General features: G+C 73.7%; 15 protein-coding genes. 9 read left to right on the plus strand and 6 right to left on the minus strand.

Annotated features, from left to right (window positions below):
- Window positions 1–9 precede the first annotated feature (9 nt).
- Window positions 10–264 carry a hypothetical protein gene (locus tag KCH_RS03685; protein ID WP_035858921.1) on the minus strand — a complete coding sequence of 85 codons (255 nt, stop codon included), beginning with the start codon at window positions 262–264 and terminating at the stop codon, window positions 10–12.
- Window positions 265–537: 273 nt separating this feature from the next.
- Window positions 538–1,356, minus strand: a complete 819-nt coding sequence (locus KCH_RS40905; RefSeq protein WP_051652701.1) for an RICIN domain-containing protein — start codon at window positions 1,354–1,356, stop codon at window positions 538–540.
- 289 nt (window positions 1,357–1,645) lie between these two features.
- On the opposite strand from KCH_RS40905, the gene KCH_RS42230 reads away from it, so the two are divergent.
- Complete coding sequence (locus KCH_RS42230; protein ID WP_035858923.1) at window positions 1,646–2,566, plus strand: helix-turn-helix domain-containing protein; 921 nt, start codon at window positions 1,646–1,648, stop codon at window positions 2,564–2,566.
- A 65-nt stretch (window positions 2,567–2,631) separates the two neighbouring features.
- Here the strand turns inward: KCH_RS42230 and KCH_RS03700 are convergent, their stop codons facing one another.
- Both KCH_RS03700 and KCH_RS03705 read right to left on the minus strand, forming a co-directional pair.
- Window positions 2,632–3,453, minus strand: coding sequence for a phenylalanine 4-monooxygenase (locus tag KCH_RS03700; protein ID WP_208865913.1), 822 nt, complete (start codon window positions 3,451–3,453; stop codon window positions 2,632–2,634).
- A gap of 108 nt (window positions 3,454–3,561) precedes the next feature.
- Window positions 3,562–4,092, minus strand: coding sequence for a hypothetical protein (locus KCH_RS03705; RefSeq protein WP_157031876.1), 531 nt, complete (start codon window positions 4,090–4,092; stop codon window positions 3,562–3,564).
- Between the two features lie 201 nt (window positions 4,093–4,293).
- On the opposite strand from KCH_RS03705, the gene KCH_RS03710 reads away from it, so the two are divergent.
- Both KCH_RS03710 and KCH_RS03715 read left to right on the plus strand, forming a co-directional pair.
- A complete protein-coding gene (locus tag KCH_RS03710; protein WP_035858928.1) occupies window positions 4,294–5,085 on the plus strand; it encodes a MerR family transcriptional regulator in 792 nt (263 codons plus the stop codon).
- Window positions 5,086–5,093: 8 nt separating this feature from the next.
- Window positions 5,094–6,314, plus strand: a complete 1,221-nt coding sequence (locus KCH_RS03715) for a glycosyltransferase (RefSeq protein ID WP_035858931.1) — start codon at window positions 5,094–5,096, stop codon at window positions 6,312–6,314.
- 50 nt (window positions 6,315–6,364) lie between these two features.
- Here KCH_RS03715 and KCH_RS03720 read toward each other — a convergent pair whose 3' ends face one another.
- Window positions 6,365–7,639 carry a Na/Pi symporter gene (locus tag KCH_RS03720; protein ID WP_244305129.1) on the minus strand — a complete coding sequence of 425 codons (1,275 nt, stop codon included), beginning with the start codon at window positions 7,637–7,639 and terminating at the stop codon, window positions 6,365–6,367.
- Window positions 7,640–7,811: 172 nt separating this feature from the next.
- The gene (locus KCH_RS03725) at window positions 7,812–8,174 is read right to left on the minus strand and encodes a hypothetical protein (protein ID WP_035858933.1); all 363 of its coding nucleotides are present in this window, start codon (window positions 8,172–8,174) and stop codon (window positions 7,812–7,814) included.
- Between the two features lie 560 nt (window positions 8,175–8,734).
- Between KCH_RS03725 and KCH_RS03730 the strand changes: the two genes are divergently transcribed.
- The 6 genes from KCH_RS03730 to KCH_RS03755 all read left to right on the plus strand — a co-directional run bounded on the left by KCH_RS03730 (window position 8,735) and on the right by KCH_RS03755 (window position 14,979).
- On the plus strand, window positions 8,735–9,178 hold the full coding sequence (locus KCH_RS03730; RefSeq protein WP_035858937.1) for a DoxX family protein: 444 nt from the start codon (window positions 8,735–8,737) through the stop codon (window positions 9,176–9,178).
- Between the two features lie 144 nt (window positions 9,179–9,322).
- Entirely contained in the window at window positions 9,323–10,633 is a 1,311-nt protein-coding gene (locus tag KCH_RS03735) for a globin domain-containing protein (protein WP_084224146.1), read from the plus strand.
- A gap of 272 nt (window positions 10,634–10,905) precedes the next feature.
- Window positions 10,906–11,331: a hypothetical protein gene (locus KCH_RS03740; RefSeq protein ID WP_035858938.1), complete on the plus strand. Its 426-nt coding sequence runs from the start codon at window positions 10,906–10,908 to the stop codon at window positions 11,329–11,331.
- Window positions 11,332–11,812: 481 nt separating this feature from the next.
- Window positions 11,813–13,573: an aa3-type cytochrome oxidase subunit I gene (ctaD, locus tag KCH_RS03745; protein ID WP_051652702.1), complete on the plus strand. Its 1,761-nt coding sequence runs from the start codon at window positions 11,813–11,815 to the stop codon at window positions 13,571–13,573.
- A 124-nt stretch (window positions 13,574–13,697) separates the two neighbouring features.
- Window positions 13,698–14,225 (plus strand): hypothetical protein, encoded by a 528-nt coding sequence (locus tag KCH_RS36775; RefSeq protein ID WP_051652703.1) that lies wholly within the window; start codon window positions 13,698–13,700, stop codon window positions 14,223–14,225.
- A 34-nt stretch (window positions 14,226–14,259) separates the two neighbouring features.
- On the plus strand, window positions 14,260–14,979 hold the full coding sequence (locus tag KCH_RS03755; protein WP_051652704.1) for a sigma 54 modulation/S30EA ribosomal C-terminal domain-containing protein: 720 nt from the start codon (window positions 14,260–14,262) through the stop codon (window positions 14,977–14,979).
- Window positions 14,980–14,986: the final 7 nt, after the last annotated feature.

Genomic DNA, 14,986 nt, shown 5'->3' on the forward strand with positions numbered 1-14,986 from the left:
GCGCGGGGGTCAGTCCGCCAGGGTGCCGCGGTAGCCGACCGGGCCCTCGCCGGGGAACTGCGCGGTGCCCTGGAAGTTGCTGCCGTTGTCGAAGAAGGTGACGGTGCCGTTGCCGGCCTCGCCGCTCCAGGTCACGGTGGTGCCGGTACCGGGAGCGCCGTTCCCGGGGACGACGCCGTCGCGGTTGGCGATGCTGGTGTTCAGGGGCGCGTCGTCCTGCCAGCCCCCGCCACCCGTCTGGATCTCCGTGTTGTACGTGGCCATGTCCGTGTCCTTCCCTGTCCCCAAACGGTGGGCGGCGGTGCCGTGCGATGCGCCGCGCGAGCCGTTCGCGCACGCTCACCGGCTCCAACTCCCCAGGACGGGGCGGGGATACGGGCAACCACCCACTCGGCCGCGCCGACCGGGTCACCGCGCGGCCGCACGCCCACCGGCGGCCGGAGCCGGTCGGCGGGCGTACGGTGAGCGGGTGTAGGGGGCGCGAGCGGACAGCGGTCGTACGGTGCGCGAACAGCAGACGTGCAGGGCGGCGCGCGGTCAGCAGCCCAGCGGGGTCCAGCCCATCTGGACGCTGCCGGACCGCACCCAGCCGACCTTTCCGTTGCTCTCCAGGTAGAACCACGTCTCGCCGATGCTGTTGACGTTGGAGCAGCGGATCCACGCCCCGTCACCCTGGGCGGCCTGGCCCACGACGCCGCAGATGGTGCTCTGGCCGGTGCGGATGTTCACCGGACCGGCGATGAACGAGCCGGGGTCGTGGGAGTCGTTCGCGGGTGTCCAGCCGCAGGCCGGCGGGTTGTCGTACCAGCTCTGCCGGTCGAGGGCGTTGCAGCCCTGGGCGCGCAGGCCGGACCCGGCGCTGTCCTCGATGCACCGGCCGGTGTTCTGGTTCTTCAACTCCCGAGTCCCGTCGTCCCACTTGTGCTCGAACCAGCTCTGGTAGTTGAGCGCGTTGCAGCCGAACGCGCGCAGGCCGGCCCCGGCGCTGTCGTCGATGCAGCGCTGGGTGTTCCGGTTCTTGAGCTCCCACGTCCCGTCGCCCCACTTGTGCGCGGTGAACTGCTGGTAGTCCAGGCCGTTGCAGCCGAACGCCCGCAGGCCGTAGCCGAGGCTGTCGTCGATGCACCGGCCGGTGTTCTGGTTGACCAGCACCACGGTGCCGCCCTCGATCAGGCTGCCGCGAACGGTGACGCCGCCGGGGCCGACGCCGGTCGCATCGACCGCACCGGGCGTGGCAGTTGCGCCGGCCGCGCTCGTCGCGCCCGTCGCGCTGGTCGCTCCGAACGCGAGCAGGGCGGTCAGCACCACTGCGAGCGCCCGGACGATGCGCCGGGCTGCGGGCGGGTTCGTTTTCATTCGGGTTCCTCCGGTTCGCCGAAGAGAGGGGCAGGACAGGCGCCTTCGCCCCGGCCGGACCGCCACTGGGCGTGCATCTGCTGCCGGGCCGGGTGTCGAGCCAGCACAGCAGCCCCGGGCGGGCCCGCACAGGCTCCCGGGCCGGGCGGTGAACATCGGTGGACAACGGGGCGGGCGGAGCCGGTCGTGTCACCCCGTGCGCCTCGGTTGCGCCGTTGACGTGGACGGACATCGCCGAACAATGAGACATGCCGTCCGCCCGGGCGGGCAGCGGCGAGGGGAGAGGCGCGTGTCACGCAGGCAACACCCGCTCGAGGGCGAGGGCGCCGTGGTCCGGTTCGCCGAACGCCTGCGGTCCACCCGGGAGACGGCCGGACTGACGCTGCGTCAACTGTCCAGACGTTCGGGCTTCTCCCCCAGCACGCTGTCGATCGCCGAGGCCGGGAAGAAGCTGCCGTCCTGGGACGTGACGGCGGCGTTCGTCGCGGGCTGCGGCGTGACGGACACCGGCCGCTGGCGCGGACTCTGGGAGTCGGCCCAGGACGGCGGTCCCGCACCGGAGCAGTCCGCCCAGGACCGCCAGCCGGAAAACGCTTTCCCGCCGCCTGCTCCCCCGGACTTCGACGCCCCGGCCCTCCCCGCGCGGCGCGGCCTCCTCCGCCGGGGGTGGCCGTTCGCCCTGACCGCCGCGGCCTCCTCGGCGCTGACCGTCGCGGCGATGCTCGCCTTCACTCCGCCCGGCACGCCCGCCCCTCGCACCGCGGCCTCGGCCCCGTTGACCTACCCGCCCGGGGACGACCCGGTCCCGACCTCCAAGTGCGACGGCCAAGTGGCCGGCTTCGGCTGCCACCGGAAGGAGCCCGGCGCCGCCGGCTGCTGGATGATCCCGGGCGCCGTGGTCCGCGCCACCTCACCGCTCGCCTTCGAGGGCCGGCAGGTCGCCGTCCTGGAGAACTGGTACTCCCCCACCTGCGGCACCCACTGGGCCCAGATCCGGATGCCGGCCGGCTGGGAGGCCCGCGTCGAGATGTCCACCCAGACCGCCCGCGACTGCGAACCGATGGACTGTCAGACCCTCAACCACGCGATGACACCGCCCCTGTGGACGAACATGCTCTTCGCCGTCAACCAGCCGACCGTGGCGCTCGCCTACGTCAAGCTCCCGACGGGCGAGGTGAAGAAGCTCGAAGCCTCCACCGCCGGTCCTTGACCACCTTCAGCGTGAGGCGGCTGCCGGGCGGCCGTGGCGCGGGGCGCTGTCCTCGTCGAGGGTGGTCAGGAAGTCGTGCAGGGTGTCGGCGACTTCGTGCAGGCAGCGGGCGCTGAACAGGACGGGCTGGTAGCCGGTGATGTCGTACGGGGTGGTGAGCATCGCGGCGATGCCGAGGGGCGGATCGCGGGGCGGGCGAGGCGGCTGATCTCGCCGCAGGAGGAGAGCAGGGCGGCGCCGAAGGCCTTGGGAACGCCGTCCTCCTCCAGGACGCCGTACTCGAGGGCGAACCAGTAGACGTCGCTGATCATCTGGAGGACGTCCGGATCGTCGATGCGGCGGGCCGCCTCGCCGATCAGGCGGTAGATCTCGGCGAAGGCCGGGCTGGACAGGTGGATGCCGTGGCCGAAGACGTCGTGGACGACGTCGGGTTCGGGGGTGAACAGCGGGACGGCGGGGTGGCGGACGAACTGCACGGCGTGGAAGTAGCCGTCGGCCATCGAGCCGAGGAAGCGCTTGTTGGCGACCACGCCGCCGGCGAGGGTGAACTCGAAGCCGGTCATGCGGCGCAACTCCGCTCCGACTTCGGCGTGCTGCGGAATGTGATCGGCCGGGATGGGCGCCTGCTCGCGGGCGTCCAGGACGGCCCGGCAGGCGTGCACCCCCTGCGCGGCCCACAGGGCGCGGTGGACGATCCGCCAGGTCCGCTGCTCGCCCGGGCTGTACTCGACGGCGGGGGCGGGATCGCCGACCCGGTGGCCGTCGGCCCGCGCGGCGATGGCCCGGCGTCGGTGCACGTAGGACGGATCGCTGAGGCCGGGATGCTCGACGGCCGCACCCAGCCGGCCCCCGGCCGTCACGGGCGTGCGCGCCACTGTTCCGCCCACGACGTTCTTCTGCCCCGCCCGCGCGCACTCACACCCCCGCCGCGCCGGACACTGCCCGCCCCGGCCCGCCCCGCCCTCGGGCCCCCGCAACCCCGGCCCGCCCTGCCCTCAGGCCAGCCCGGACGCCCGCTGGACGGCCTTCGCCGCGAACTCGTGCATGTCCGCCGCGCTGAACGGGCTCAGCTTGGTCACGCTGAGGTACACGACGAGCCGTCCGCGCCGGATGTAGAGCGTGTTCCAGTGGGTCTTGGCGTTCTGCTCCGTGAAGTAGTGCACCTCGTCGCCGAGGTCGCGGAACAGGGTGGCGTCCTGCTCCGGCGGGGTGCCGATCAGCTTGTTGAGTTCGCCGACCAGCTCGGGGAGGCGGGTGCTCGCCTCCGCGGCGTTCTCCTCGCGCTCCAGCAGCTCGTCGAGCGTCTCCAGGCCGCCGCCCGTCCCCCGGAAGCTGGCGGTGTGGATCTTGGCGTCGTTGTCACAGCGGGTGGGCGTCGGCCAGTCCTTGTACCCGGCGGGAAGGTCCTGCGCGGTGACGAGCGCGTCGCAGATCGCCTCCGCGCCACCCGCCGCAGCGCTCGCCGTCCCGGAGTCCGAGTGCCCGGTGCCGCTCCCCGACGTGCACCCCGATCCGAGCAGCAGCACGGCTCCGGCCGTCGCGGCCGCCACTCCCAGCCGCCGGCTTCGCCGAATTCTCCGGTCTTTCATGAGCCCCCCAGGAAAAGTCCGCTGATTCGGTCGCGGAGCATAACAGCCGCGTTCACCGGCCCCGTCACGGGAGGCCGGAGTTGACCCTCTCCTGGCGTCAGGGTTCAGCATGGTGCGCGTTCGAAGGGAGATCGGGTAATGGCTGGGCAGGGTGCGAGCTATTCGGTCGGGCAGGTGGCGGGGTTCGCCGGGGTGACGGTGCGGACGTTGCACTACTACGACCGGGAGGGGTTGCTGTCGCCGAGCGAGCGGACTGCGGCGGGGTACCGGCTGTACAACGACCGGGACTTGGCGCGGCTGCAACAGATCCTGTTCTACCGGGAGTTGGAGTTTCCGGTGGAGGAGATCCGGAGCATCCTCGACGATCCGCAGGCGAACGCGGTCGCGTACCTGAAGGAGCGTCACCGGCAGCTCAACGAGCAGATCACCAAGCTGCAGAAGCTGGTGGAGGTCGCCGAGCAGGCCATCGAGGTGGAGCGGACGGGGGTGCGGCTCTCGCCGGAGGAGCGGTTCGACATCTTCGGCGAGGTCCGCTTCGACCTCAGCTACGCGACGGACGCGCAAGTGAAGTGGGCGGACAGTGCGCGGCAGCGCGAGTCGATGGCGCGGGCGGCCCGGCACAGCAAGGCGGACTGGCGCCAGCTGATGTCCGAACTCGCCCAGTGGCGCGCCGAGTTGATCGTCGCCTTCGAGGACGGTCAGCCGGCCGACGGGGAGCGGGCGATGGACCTCGCGGAGCAGCACCGGGCGCATGTGGAGCGCTGGTTCACACCGTGTCCGGCGGAGTCGCACCGGCTGATCGCGGCGGACTACCTGAGCGATCCGCGGGCGTTCGCGATGCTCGTGCCGCCGTCCGAGCAACTGCCCGGCCTGGCCCGGTTCCTGCACGCCGCGATCGACGCCAACGCCGGTCGCCTGATGGAGGGTTGACGAGGAAGATGCGCATTCTGATCACGGCGGCGGGCTCGCACGGAGATGTCGCGCCGTACACGGGGCTGGGCGTCCGGCTGGCCGAGGCGGGCCACCAGGTGGCGTTGGCGACGCACCGGAGCCACGCCGAGCTGGTGGGGCGGTGCGGGCTGGAGTTCCGGCCGCTGCCGGGGGATCCGCAGGCGGGCGGGGAGCCGGTGCGGGGGAAGGGCGCGATGCTGCGGCGGGCGAAGCAGTTCGTCGGGGAGCTGGGGCGGGGCATCGCCGAGGTGGCGGAGCCGGGGGCGGACGTGCTGCTGCTGTCGACCTCGACGGCCCCGCTGGGGTGGCACGTGGCGGAGGCGACGGGCACGGCCAGCGCGGGGGTGTACCTCCAACCGGTGGAGCCGACCGGGGAGTTCGGGCCGGTGGTCGGGGGTGCGAGGTCGCTCGGCCGGTGGGGGAACCGGATGGCCGGGCGGGCCGCGCTGGGCGTGGTGGACCGCCTGCACCGGGACGCCGTCGCGGAGTTGCGGGCCCGGCTCGGCCTGCCGCCGCTGTCCGGGTCGGCGATGCGCCGCAGGCTGGCGCGCGAACAGTGGCCGGTGCTGCACGGGTTCAGCTCCGCGCTGGTGCGGCGTCCGGCGGACTGGCGGCCCGGGCTGGAGGTGGTGGGCAACTGGTGGCCGGCCGGGCAGGGCGAACTCCCGGACGAGGTCGAGGAGTTCCTCGCGGCCGGCCCGGCGCCGGTGTTCATCGGCTTCGGCAGCATGGGCTCGGGCCAGGGCGAGCGGCTGAGCCGGCTTTCGGCGGAGGCGCTGCGCGCGGCGGGCCGCCGGGGTGTGGTGCAGGCCGGCTGGGCGGGGCTGTCGGTCGACTCGGCGGACGTCCTGACGGTCGGTCGGCTCGACCACGCGGCGCTGTTCCCACGGATGGCGGCCGTCGTCCACCACGCGGGGGCGGGCACGGCCGCGGCGGCGCTGCGGGCCGGCGTGCCGTCGGTGCCCGTCCCGGTGACGGCGGATCAGCCGTTCTGGGCCCGCCGGCTGACGGCCGTCGGGGCCGCGGTGGCGCCGGTCCCGTTCGCCGAGCTGACGGCGGAGCGCCTGGCCGCGGCGATCCGCTCGGCGGTCGACGGCCCGTCGCTCCGCCATTCCGCGGCAGCGGCGGCGGCCCGGATGGCGAAGGAGGACGGCGCGGGCCGGGTCGCGGAGCTGCTCGCCGCACTGCCCCGCCAGGCCGCCGCCTGAACCACGACCGAACGCCCACCGCCCACCGCCCGTCGCTGACCGCCCGTCGCTCAGAGCACGCCCACCAGCACGATCACCATCGCGGGCAGGACGACGAACACCGTCCCGAGGTAGCCGGCCAGGACCCAGCGGCGTTCGGAGGCGACCCGGGCGAGGTTCTCGGCGCAGAACAGCGGCACGGGGCGCAGCAGCGGGATCACGTAGATCGCGACGATCGAGAACAGGTTGTAGATCAGGTGCACGAAGGCGGCCTGGAGGCCGATCCTCGCGTCCGGTCCGACGCCCGCGAACGCCGCGAAGACGACCGTGAACGTGGTGCCGAGGTTGGAGCCGACCACGACGGGATACACCTGGGCCGGCGTCAGGATGCCCGCGCCGGCGAACGGGACCAGGACGGAGGTGGTGATGGTGGAGGACTGGGTGACGACGGTGACGCCCATGCCGGACGCCATGGCGAGGTAGACGTTCCGGCCGACGGCCTTGATCAGCACGTCGCGGGCCCTGCCGACCATCAGCAGTTTGAGCAGCTTGCCCAGGTAGCGGACGGCGACCAGGATCAGCGCGGCGCCGATCACGATGGTGGACAGCGGGCCGAGGGTGCCGGCGACGTGCGAGGTCGCGTGGACGACCGCCTGCTCGACCGGCCGGGTGGCGGACCGGACGATGTTGAAGTGGGCGGGGTCGGGCAGCCAGTCGGTGCCGTAGAGCGCGTCGGTCAGGGCGTGGCTGATGTGTTGCAGGGGGTGCCAGATCAGTTCGACCGGGAAGAAGATCAGCAGCGCGAGCCAGTTGTAGAAGTCGTGGACGGTGGACGCGCCGAGTGCCCGGCGGAACTCGGTGCGGTCGCCGATGAAGGTCAGGGCGACCAGGCTCGTCGTCACGGTGGTGCCGACGTTCGCGCCCAGGATGATGGGGATCGCGCCCTCGATGGGCAGTGCGCCCGACCCGACGGCGGTGACCGCGATGGCGGTCGTCGTGGTCGACGACTGGATCAGGACGGTGCCGAGGACGCCGACGCTCAGCCCGACCCACGGGTTGGCGGCGAACGCGAACAGGCTGTGCGCCGCGTCGCCGCCCAGGTCCGCGAAGCCGCCGCTGATGATGCTGACGGCGCAGATCAGCAGGTAGATCAGCCCGGCGACACCGGCCCAGCCGAGCGCCTTGCCCCAGGCGGGAAGCTCGACCGCCCCGTCACCGACCGTGGAGTCCTCCGGGCGGACGGAGGCCGCCCTCGGTGAACCGCCGGACGGCGCCCGGTCGGAGGCGTCGCCCCCGGGTGGCTGCTGTCCGGCCCGCTGTCGGATGAGACGTCCTCCATGGACCAAGGCTAGGAGCTTCCCGGCACGATGATCGTGACGAAACGCCCAAGTCCGGCACGAGTCGGTGGACACCGCCGGCGGGTGCGGCCGGCCGGCGGCGCCAACGCGGCACCACAGCGCGGGTGTTCACGGCCGCGACCCTGCCGGGGCCGCGGGCCCCGGCAGGGTCGCGGCCCGGTCAGGCGTCGGAGTAGCTGAGGTCGCCGACCGACCAGGCGCTGATGTCGGCGATGGCGATGCGGTACATGCCGCCGGTGTGCGGTAGGCCGAAGTCGCCCTGGAGGATCCTCGCCCGGTGCAGGTGGAGGTGGGTGGGGCGGCCGGGCGGCTCTTCGGCGGGTGGGGCGAAGAGGGCGGCGAAGGGCTTGAGGTGGTCGGAGGCCTGGAGGACGTCGGCCACGCGCTCCCACCACAGGGCGACGGGGGCGAGCCGGCCGGTGATCACGGCTCCGGGAACCACCACGGTGAGGGACATCTGGTTGCTGTGCTCGGACTCGACCATCGCGGCGATGTCGACGAGCAGCCCATCGGGGTTCGACATGGTGCCCAGCGTAGGACACGCCCCGGCGCCCGTCGGCCTTCCCGTCCAAGCCGGTCGGGCGACACGCCCTGGTTCACGCGCCCCCCGGGGCGCCTTCCCGCCCCGGACGGGCCCTCTCACCTGCGGAATCGTTGGGCCCGGGCCAGGACGCACGCCGCACCTGCCGCCGCCGAACTCTCCGAAGTCGGTTTGGGAACGGCGAGCGGGTACGCCTCGGCCGACCGCGACGGCCCGCCGGGTCACCCGCGCGCCCGGCGGGCCCGGGTTCACCGGAAAGGGGACGTTCGGGCCCCTCCCCCTCGCACCCGCCCCTCGCACCCGCCCCTCGCACCCGCCGCTCGCACCCGCCGCTCGCACCCGCCGCTCGGGACGGTGGCGGGCCACACTCAGAGGAATCTCAGAGCTTCCCCTGCTTGGCCGACCCCGTGGGGCGCGCCAGAATTGGCAACACTTCGTCAAGCCGGCCTCAGGGCCCCACCCCGGATCCGGCGGCGGCGGACTCCCTGCGACTCCCTGCGCCCGACATTCAACGGTCTCTCGTCCCCACGCGAGGAGTTCTCATGATCGAAGACCTGTCGCAGCTCGCCGAGCGCGCACGTCCCACGGTGCTGGGCCTGGCCCGGATCGTCGTTTCGCTGCTGTTCGCCTGCCACGGCGCGGCCACCCTGTTCGGGGTGCTGGGCGGGGCGCACGGCAAGGCCCCGCAGTTCGGCGAGTGGCCGGGCTGGTGGGCCGCACTGATCCAACTGGCCGGCGGCGTCCTGGTGTTGCTCGGGGTGGTGGTCCGCCCGGCGGCGCTGGTGTGCTCCGGTTCGATGGCGTACGCGTACTTCAGCGTGCACCAGGAGCACGCCCTGTGGCCGATCCAGAACGGCGGCGAGCCGGCCGTGATGTTCTGCTGGGCGTTCCTGCTGATCGCCGCCGTCGGCCCGGGCGGGCTGGCCCTGGGCGGGCTGTTCCACCGGCGTTCCCGGACGCCGGGCGCGGCCCCCGCAGCCGCCTGACGTTCCGTCAGGGGTCCGCCGGCGACTGTCGGCGGGCCCCTGGTACGAGTGGCGTCCCCGCAGGTCAAGGGCCGAACGTCCCGGCCTCGGGCGGCCGAACAGTCCATGATCATCTCGGCTTCGCGGGTGGTTAGCCTGGCGTTCATGGAGTTCATCAGCAGTGGCGCTCCGCGCCCGCGCACCGCCACCCCCAGCAGCCCCGTCCACACCCTCGGCGCCCAGGACGAGGACGCGTTCAGCCCCGAGTACGACCGGCTGCTCGCCCGGCACCACGCGATGCGCCTGCGCCGCAGCATCCTGGCCCCGCCGTCCCGGCCGGCGCAGGGCCCGGCGGTGGAGCTCCCGGAGCCCGGCGACCGGGACCTGATCGTCCGTCACCTCCAGCCGCTGCTGCCGTTCGACGCGCTGATCGAGGTGCTGTACGACGCGATGTTCGTCCGGCGGCCGTACCTGCGGCGGCTGTTCCCGGAGTCGATGGAGTTCCAGCGCCAGCACCTGGGGCACATGTTCCACCACCTGATCCGCCACCTCGACCGTCCGGAGGAACTCGGCGCCAGGCTGCGGGCGTTGGGCGCGGACCACCGCAAGCTCGGGGTGTGGCCGGCGCACTACGAGGCGTTCGAGGAGGCGCTGACCACGGCGCTGCGGGTGCGCGGCGGCGCGGCGTGGAGCGGGCAGGTCGAGGCGGCCTGGACCCGGATGCTGCGCTTCGCGGTGGCGGCGATGGTCGCGGGTGCGGAGGGCGCGGCCACCGAACCGCCGTTCTGGCACGGCGAGGTGGTCGAGCACGAGCGGCGGCGCCCGGACCTGGCGGTGCTCCGGGTGCGCACCGGCGAGCCGTACCCGTACCGGGCCGGGCAGTACGCGGCACTGGAGTCGCCGCTGCTGCCGCACAGTTGGCGGCCGTACTCGGTGGCGTGCGCGCCGCGCGAGGACCGGGTGCTGGAGTTCCACGTCCGCCGCACCGGCCCGGGCGGGCTGAGCGCGGCCCTGGTGGAGGGCACCGGCGTCGGCGACCAGATCCGGGTGGGGCCGCCGCGCGGCGAGCTGTCGCTCGACCTCGGCGGGCAGGACGTGCACCGCGATCTGCTGCTGCTGGCCGGCGGCACGGGCCTGGCGCCGATGAAGGCGCTGGTGGAGGAGTTCGCGGCGGCCCACCGGGCGCGCGGCCGGCGGGTCCGGCTGGTGGTCGCGGCACGCGGCCGGGAGGAGCTGTACGACTGGCCCGCGCTGGTCGAACTCGCCGCCAACCGCTCCTGGCTGGAGCTGACCCCGGTGCTCGGCCCGGACCTGGAGGGCCTGGCCGCCCTGCTCCGCGGCCACCACAGCGTGCCCGGGCTGGCGCTGCTCGGCGGGCCGCCCGCGATGGTCGCCGGGGCGCGCTCGCTGCTGCTGGACGCGGGCGTGCCGGACGACCGGATCCGCTACGACGGTTCGACGGCCGCCCCGCGGTGACGCCTCGCGGCGGCCCCCACGGTGCGGTCGCCCCGCCACTGCGGCGCCCCGACGCTGCCGCGACCCGAGTGCGCCCCGCGCCGTCCCGGGTGTCCCGAAGACGCGGCCGGCCCGCCGTTCGGGCCCGGTGAACGGGGCCGTTCGGCCCTTCCGCCGCCGTTTCCGGCTTGGGGACAGTGACCCCAGGTCAACAGGTCAGCGTTTGTCTGTGAGTCCGGCCCGCACGCGGCGGGTCGGTCGGGTTGGGCGTGGGTGCCCGGAGAGGCCGAGCGATGGAATCCGACGAGGTCATGCTTGCTGTCCGGCTCACCACCGCCGACCGGACGCTGCTGCGCCGCCTGGCGCACGGGCACCGGGGCGACGTGTCCGAGGTGGTGGCGGACGCCCTGCTGGACGTGCTGCCCTTCCTGCTCACCGGTGGCACGCCCCAACTCGCCGACGAGCTCCGGCGGTTCGCGCCGTGCGCGGTGACGGTGTGGCTGCCGCCGGAGCTCGCCGAGCTGCTGCCCGCGCTGGCCGACCGGATGGCCGAGCTGAGCGGCGTCCGCCCGGGCTCGCCGTGCGAGGCGCTCGGCACCGCGGTCCGGCTGTGGCTGCGCCAGGACCCGGCCCGGCTGGCGGCCGGCCTGCGCACCCTGCACCACGCGGACGTCCGCACCCACCACCTGCACCACCGCGCCCAGCCCGTCGCGGCCTGACGCCGCCACCCGCCGCCGGAAGGCCCCGGCCGGAACGCCCCCGCCGCTCCTCCGCGGGGGCTTCGGTGTCCCGCCCCGCCGCCCCCGTACGCCCGCCCCGCCGCCCCGCAGGCCCGTCCCGGGGCGCTGTCAGCGCCCGTCCGAACGGGATACGTGCCGGACCCGTGTCGAGCCGCGTCGCCACCTGGCGGTCCGTCAGTCCCTGCCGTCCTCGGGCCGTTCGGCTCGCCGGGGCCCGTGGACGGGGGACGTCGGGCCGTGCCGCGCGGGACCATCGGCCCTGGGGTGGCGACCCGTCCGCGAACGAGCATGGAGCGCTGCCGCTCGGCGGGGTGCTCCACTCCCCGGAAGCACCTGCGGGCCGGGCGGTTCGGCATGCGCCACCGTCCGGCCCGGGCCTCGCCTGTCCCCTGTCATGGCAGGTGACGGCCCGTCGGGCGGTGGCGCCACCAGGTTCGGCAAGGACGAAGGAGGGCGGCCGATGGCTGCCATCGAGGCGAGTCGGGGGACGGCTGAGGCCGCTCCCCGGCGCACACCGGGCAGCGCGTTGGTGCGCATGCTCACCACCACCGATCACAAGACGATCGGCACGATGTATCTGGTCAGCGCGTTCGGGTTCTTCCTGATCGGCGGCGTGATGGCGCTGGTGATGCGCGCCGAGCTGGCCCGCCCGGGGACGCAGATCCTCTCCAACGAGCAGTTCAACCAGGCGTTCACCATGCACGGTTCGGTGATGCTGCTGCTGTTCGCGATGCCGCTGTTCACCGGCTTCGCGAACTGGATCATGCCGCTGCAGATCGGCGCGCCCGACGTGGCCTTCCCGCGGCTGAACATGCTGTCGTACTGGATGTTCATGTTCGGCTCGCTGATCGCGGCGGCCGGCTTCCTCACCCCGCAGGGCGCGGCGGACTTCGGCTGGTTCGCGTACGCGCCGCTGTCGGACGCGGTGCACTCGCCGGGCATCGGCGCCGACATGTGGATCATGGGCGTGGCGTTCAGCGGCTTCGGCAGCGTGCTCGGCGCGGTCAACTTCATCACCACGATCATCTGCATGCGCGCGCCCGGCATGACCATGTTCCGGATGTCGATCTTCGCCTGGAACGTGCTGCTGACCTCGCTGCTCGTGCTGATGGTCTTCCCGGTGCTGGCGGCCGCGCTGCTCGCCCTGGAGGCGGACCGCAAGTTCGGCGCGCACGTCTTCGACCCGATGAACGGCGGGCCGATGCTGTGGCAGCACCTGTTCTGGTTCTTCGGCCACCCCGAGGTGTACATCCTGGCGCTGCCGTTCTTCGGCATCGTCTCGGAGGTCATCCCGGTGTTCAGCCGCAAGCCGATGTTCGGCTACTCCGGCCTGATCGCCGCGACCATCGCCATCGCCGGCCTCTCGGTGACCGTCTGGGCGCACCACATGTACGTCACCGGCCAAGTGCTGCTGCCGTTCTTCTCGTTCATGACCTTCCTGATCGCCGTCCCGACCGGGGTGAAGTTCTTCAACTGGGTCGGCACCATGTGGAAGGGCTCACTGTCCTTCGAGACCCCGATGCTGTGGACGACGGGCTTCCTGGTCACCTTCCTGTTCGGCGGCCTGACGGGCGTTCTGCTGGCCGCGCCGCCGCTGGACTTCCACGTCTCCGACTCGTACTTCGTCGTCGCGCACTTCCACTACACGCTGTTCGGCACCGTGGTGTACGCGATGTTCGCCGGATTCCACTTCTGGTGGCCCAAGTTCACCGGCCGGATGCTGGACGAGCGGCTCGGCAAGATCACCTTCTGGACGCTCACCATCGGCTTCCACAGCACCTTCCTGGTGCAGCACTGGCTGGGCGCCGAGGGCATGCCCCGCCGCTACGCCGACTACCTGGCCGGTGACGGCTTCACCGCCCTCAACACCATCTCCACCATCGGCTCGTTCCTGCTCGGCCTGTCGATCCTGCCGTTCCTGTACAACGTGTGGAAGACCGCCAAGTACGCACCCAAGGTGGAGACCGACGACCCGTGGGGCTGGGGCCGTTCGCTGGAGTGGGCGACCTCCTGCCCGCCGCCGCGGCACAACTTCACCAAGCTGCCGCGGATCCGCTCCGAATCCCCGGCGTTCGAGCTGCACCACCCGGAGATCGCCGCCGCGGACTACCTCGACAACCACGGCGCCCCGGCGCCGCACCTGGCCGAGGTCACCCCGGCCCGGTTCGACCTGCCGGAGCGCGAGCGCCGCCGCCTCGGATCCTCCGCGTCCGAGGACTGAGCCGGCCCTTCCGTCCGCCGGCGCGAGCCGGCTGACGGCCCATCGACCGCCGTCCCCGCCCCGCCGTCTCCCCCGGTCCGGGGCGGGCGCGGGGACGGCACCCCTCAGCACTGGAGGACCCGCCATGGCCCACCCCGTCCTGGCACTCGGCACCGCCGTACTCACCGCCGCCGGCAGCGCCTGGTACCTGCCCGCGCTGCTCGACCTGCGGGCCGGCGCCGACCGCCCGCGCGCCGTCCGCCTCTCCGCCACCGGCTGCCTGCTGTGGTGGTGCGGACTCGGCGCGGCGGCGCTGCTGCTCACCACCCCGCTCAGCTGGCACGTGCCGCTCGGCGCGGCCCTCACCGGCGCGCTGTCCGGGCTGGCGCTGCGCGTCCTCGCCGCCGCCGAACGCCGCGCCGACCTGCGCGAACAGGACCGCGTCTGGGGCGTCTCGCCGTACGAACTGCCCACCGTCCGGGGCGTGCGGCCGTCGCCCGCCGCCGTCGGCTGGGTGACCGGCGGGCTGGCCGTGGCCGCCGCGACCGCCGCCGCCACGCTGCTCGCCGGACGGACCGGGCCGGCCGGCTCCGCCGTCGTCACCGTCGCCGGGTCGGTCGGGCTGTGCCTGCTGATCCTGCTGGTCGCCCTGAACCGCACCCGCCCGCACTGACCTCCCCTCTCCCCTCCCAGGAGGAAGCACAGCCATGGACGTCGCCGAGTCGATCACCCTGCACCCGGCCGGACTGCCGGGCGAGGCGGCCGCTCTCGCCCGGGCCCGGATCGCCGCCGTCGCGCAGGACGCCTCCGCGCTGGTCGAGGCCGTCCGGATCCGGCTGGCCGCCGCGCCGGGACGGGTGCTCGCCCAGGTCAACGCCGAGGTCGACGGGCGCCGGGTCCGGGTCCAACTGGCCGCCCGCGGCATCGGTGAGGCCGCCGACCGGCTCGCGGACGGACTGCGCCACCGCATCCGCACCGTCTCCGCCAGCTGGCGGCCCCGGCCCTGGCCCTCCGGCGACCGCGCCGTGGGCGTGCCGGCCACCGGCAGCGAGCGCATCGTCCGCGTCAAGTCGCCGTCGCTGGTGTGGTGTTCGCCGGACGCGGCGGTGCGCACCCTGGACGCGATGGACTACGACGTCCACCTGTTCACCGACCCGGCGACCGAGACCGACGCCGTCGTCCAGCGGATCGGCCCCACCGGCTACCGGCTGGCCCGCACCCTGCCGGCCGCGCCGCCGCAGCGCCCCGCGACGCCGCTGACGCTCAGCCCGCACCCGGCACCGCCGCTGACCGACCGTCAGGCCGCGGCCCGCCTCACCGCGGCCGAACTCCCGTACCTGTTCTTCGCCGACCCGGTCACCCGGCGCGGCCGCCTCCTCTACCGGCGGCTCGACGGCGACCTCGGACTGGTCGTCCCGGCCGGCTGAGAAAAAC

It is taken from the genome of Kitasatospora cheerisanensis KCTC 2395 (assembly GCF_000696185.1).
Taxonomy (GTDB): Bacteria; Actinomycetota; Actinomycetes; order Streptomycetales; family Streptomycetaceae; genus Kitasatospora; species Kitasatospora cheerisanensis.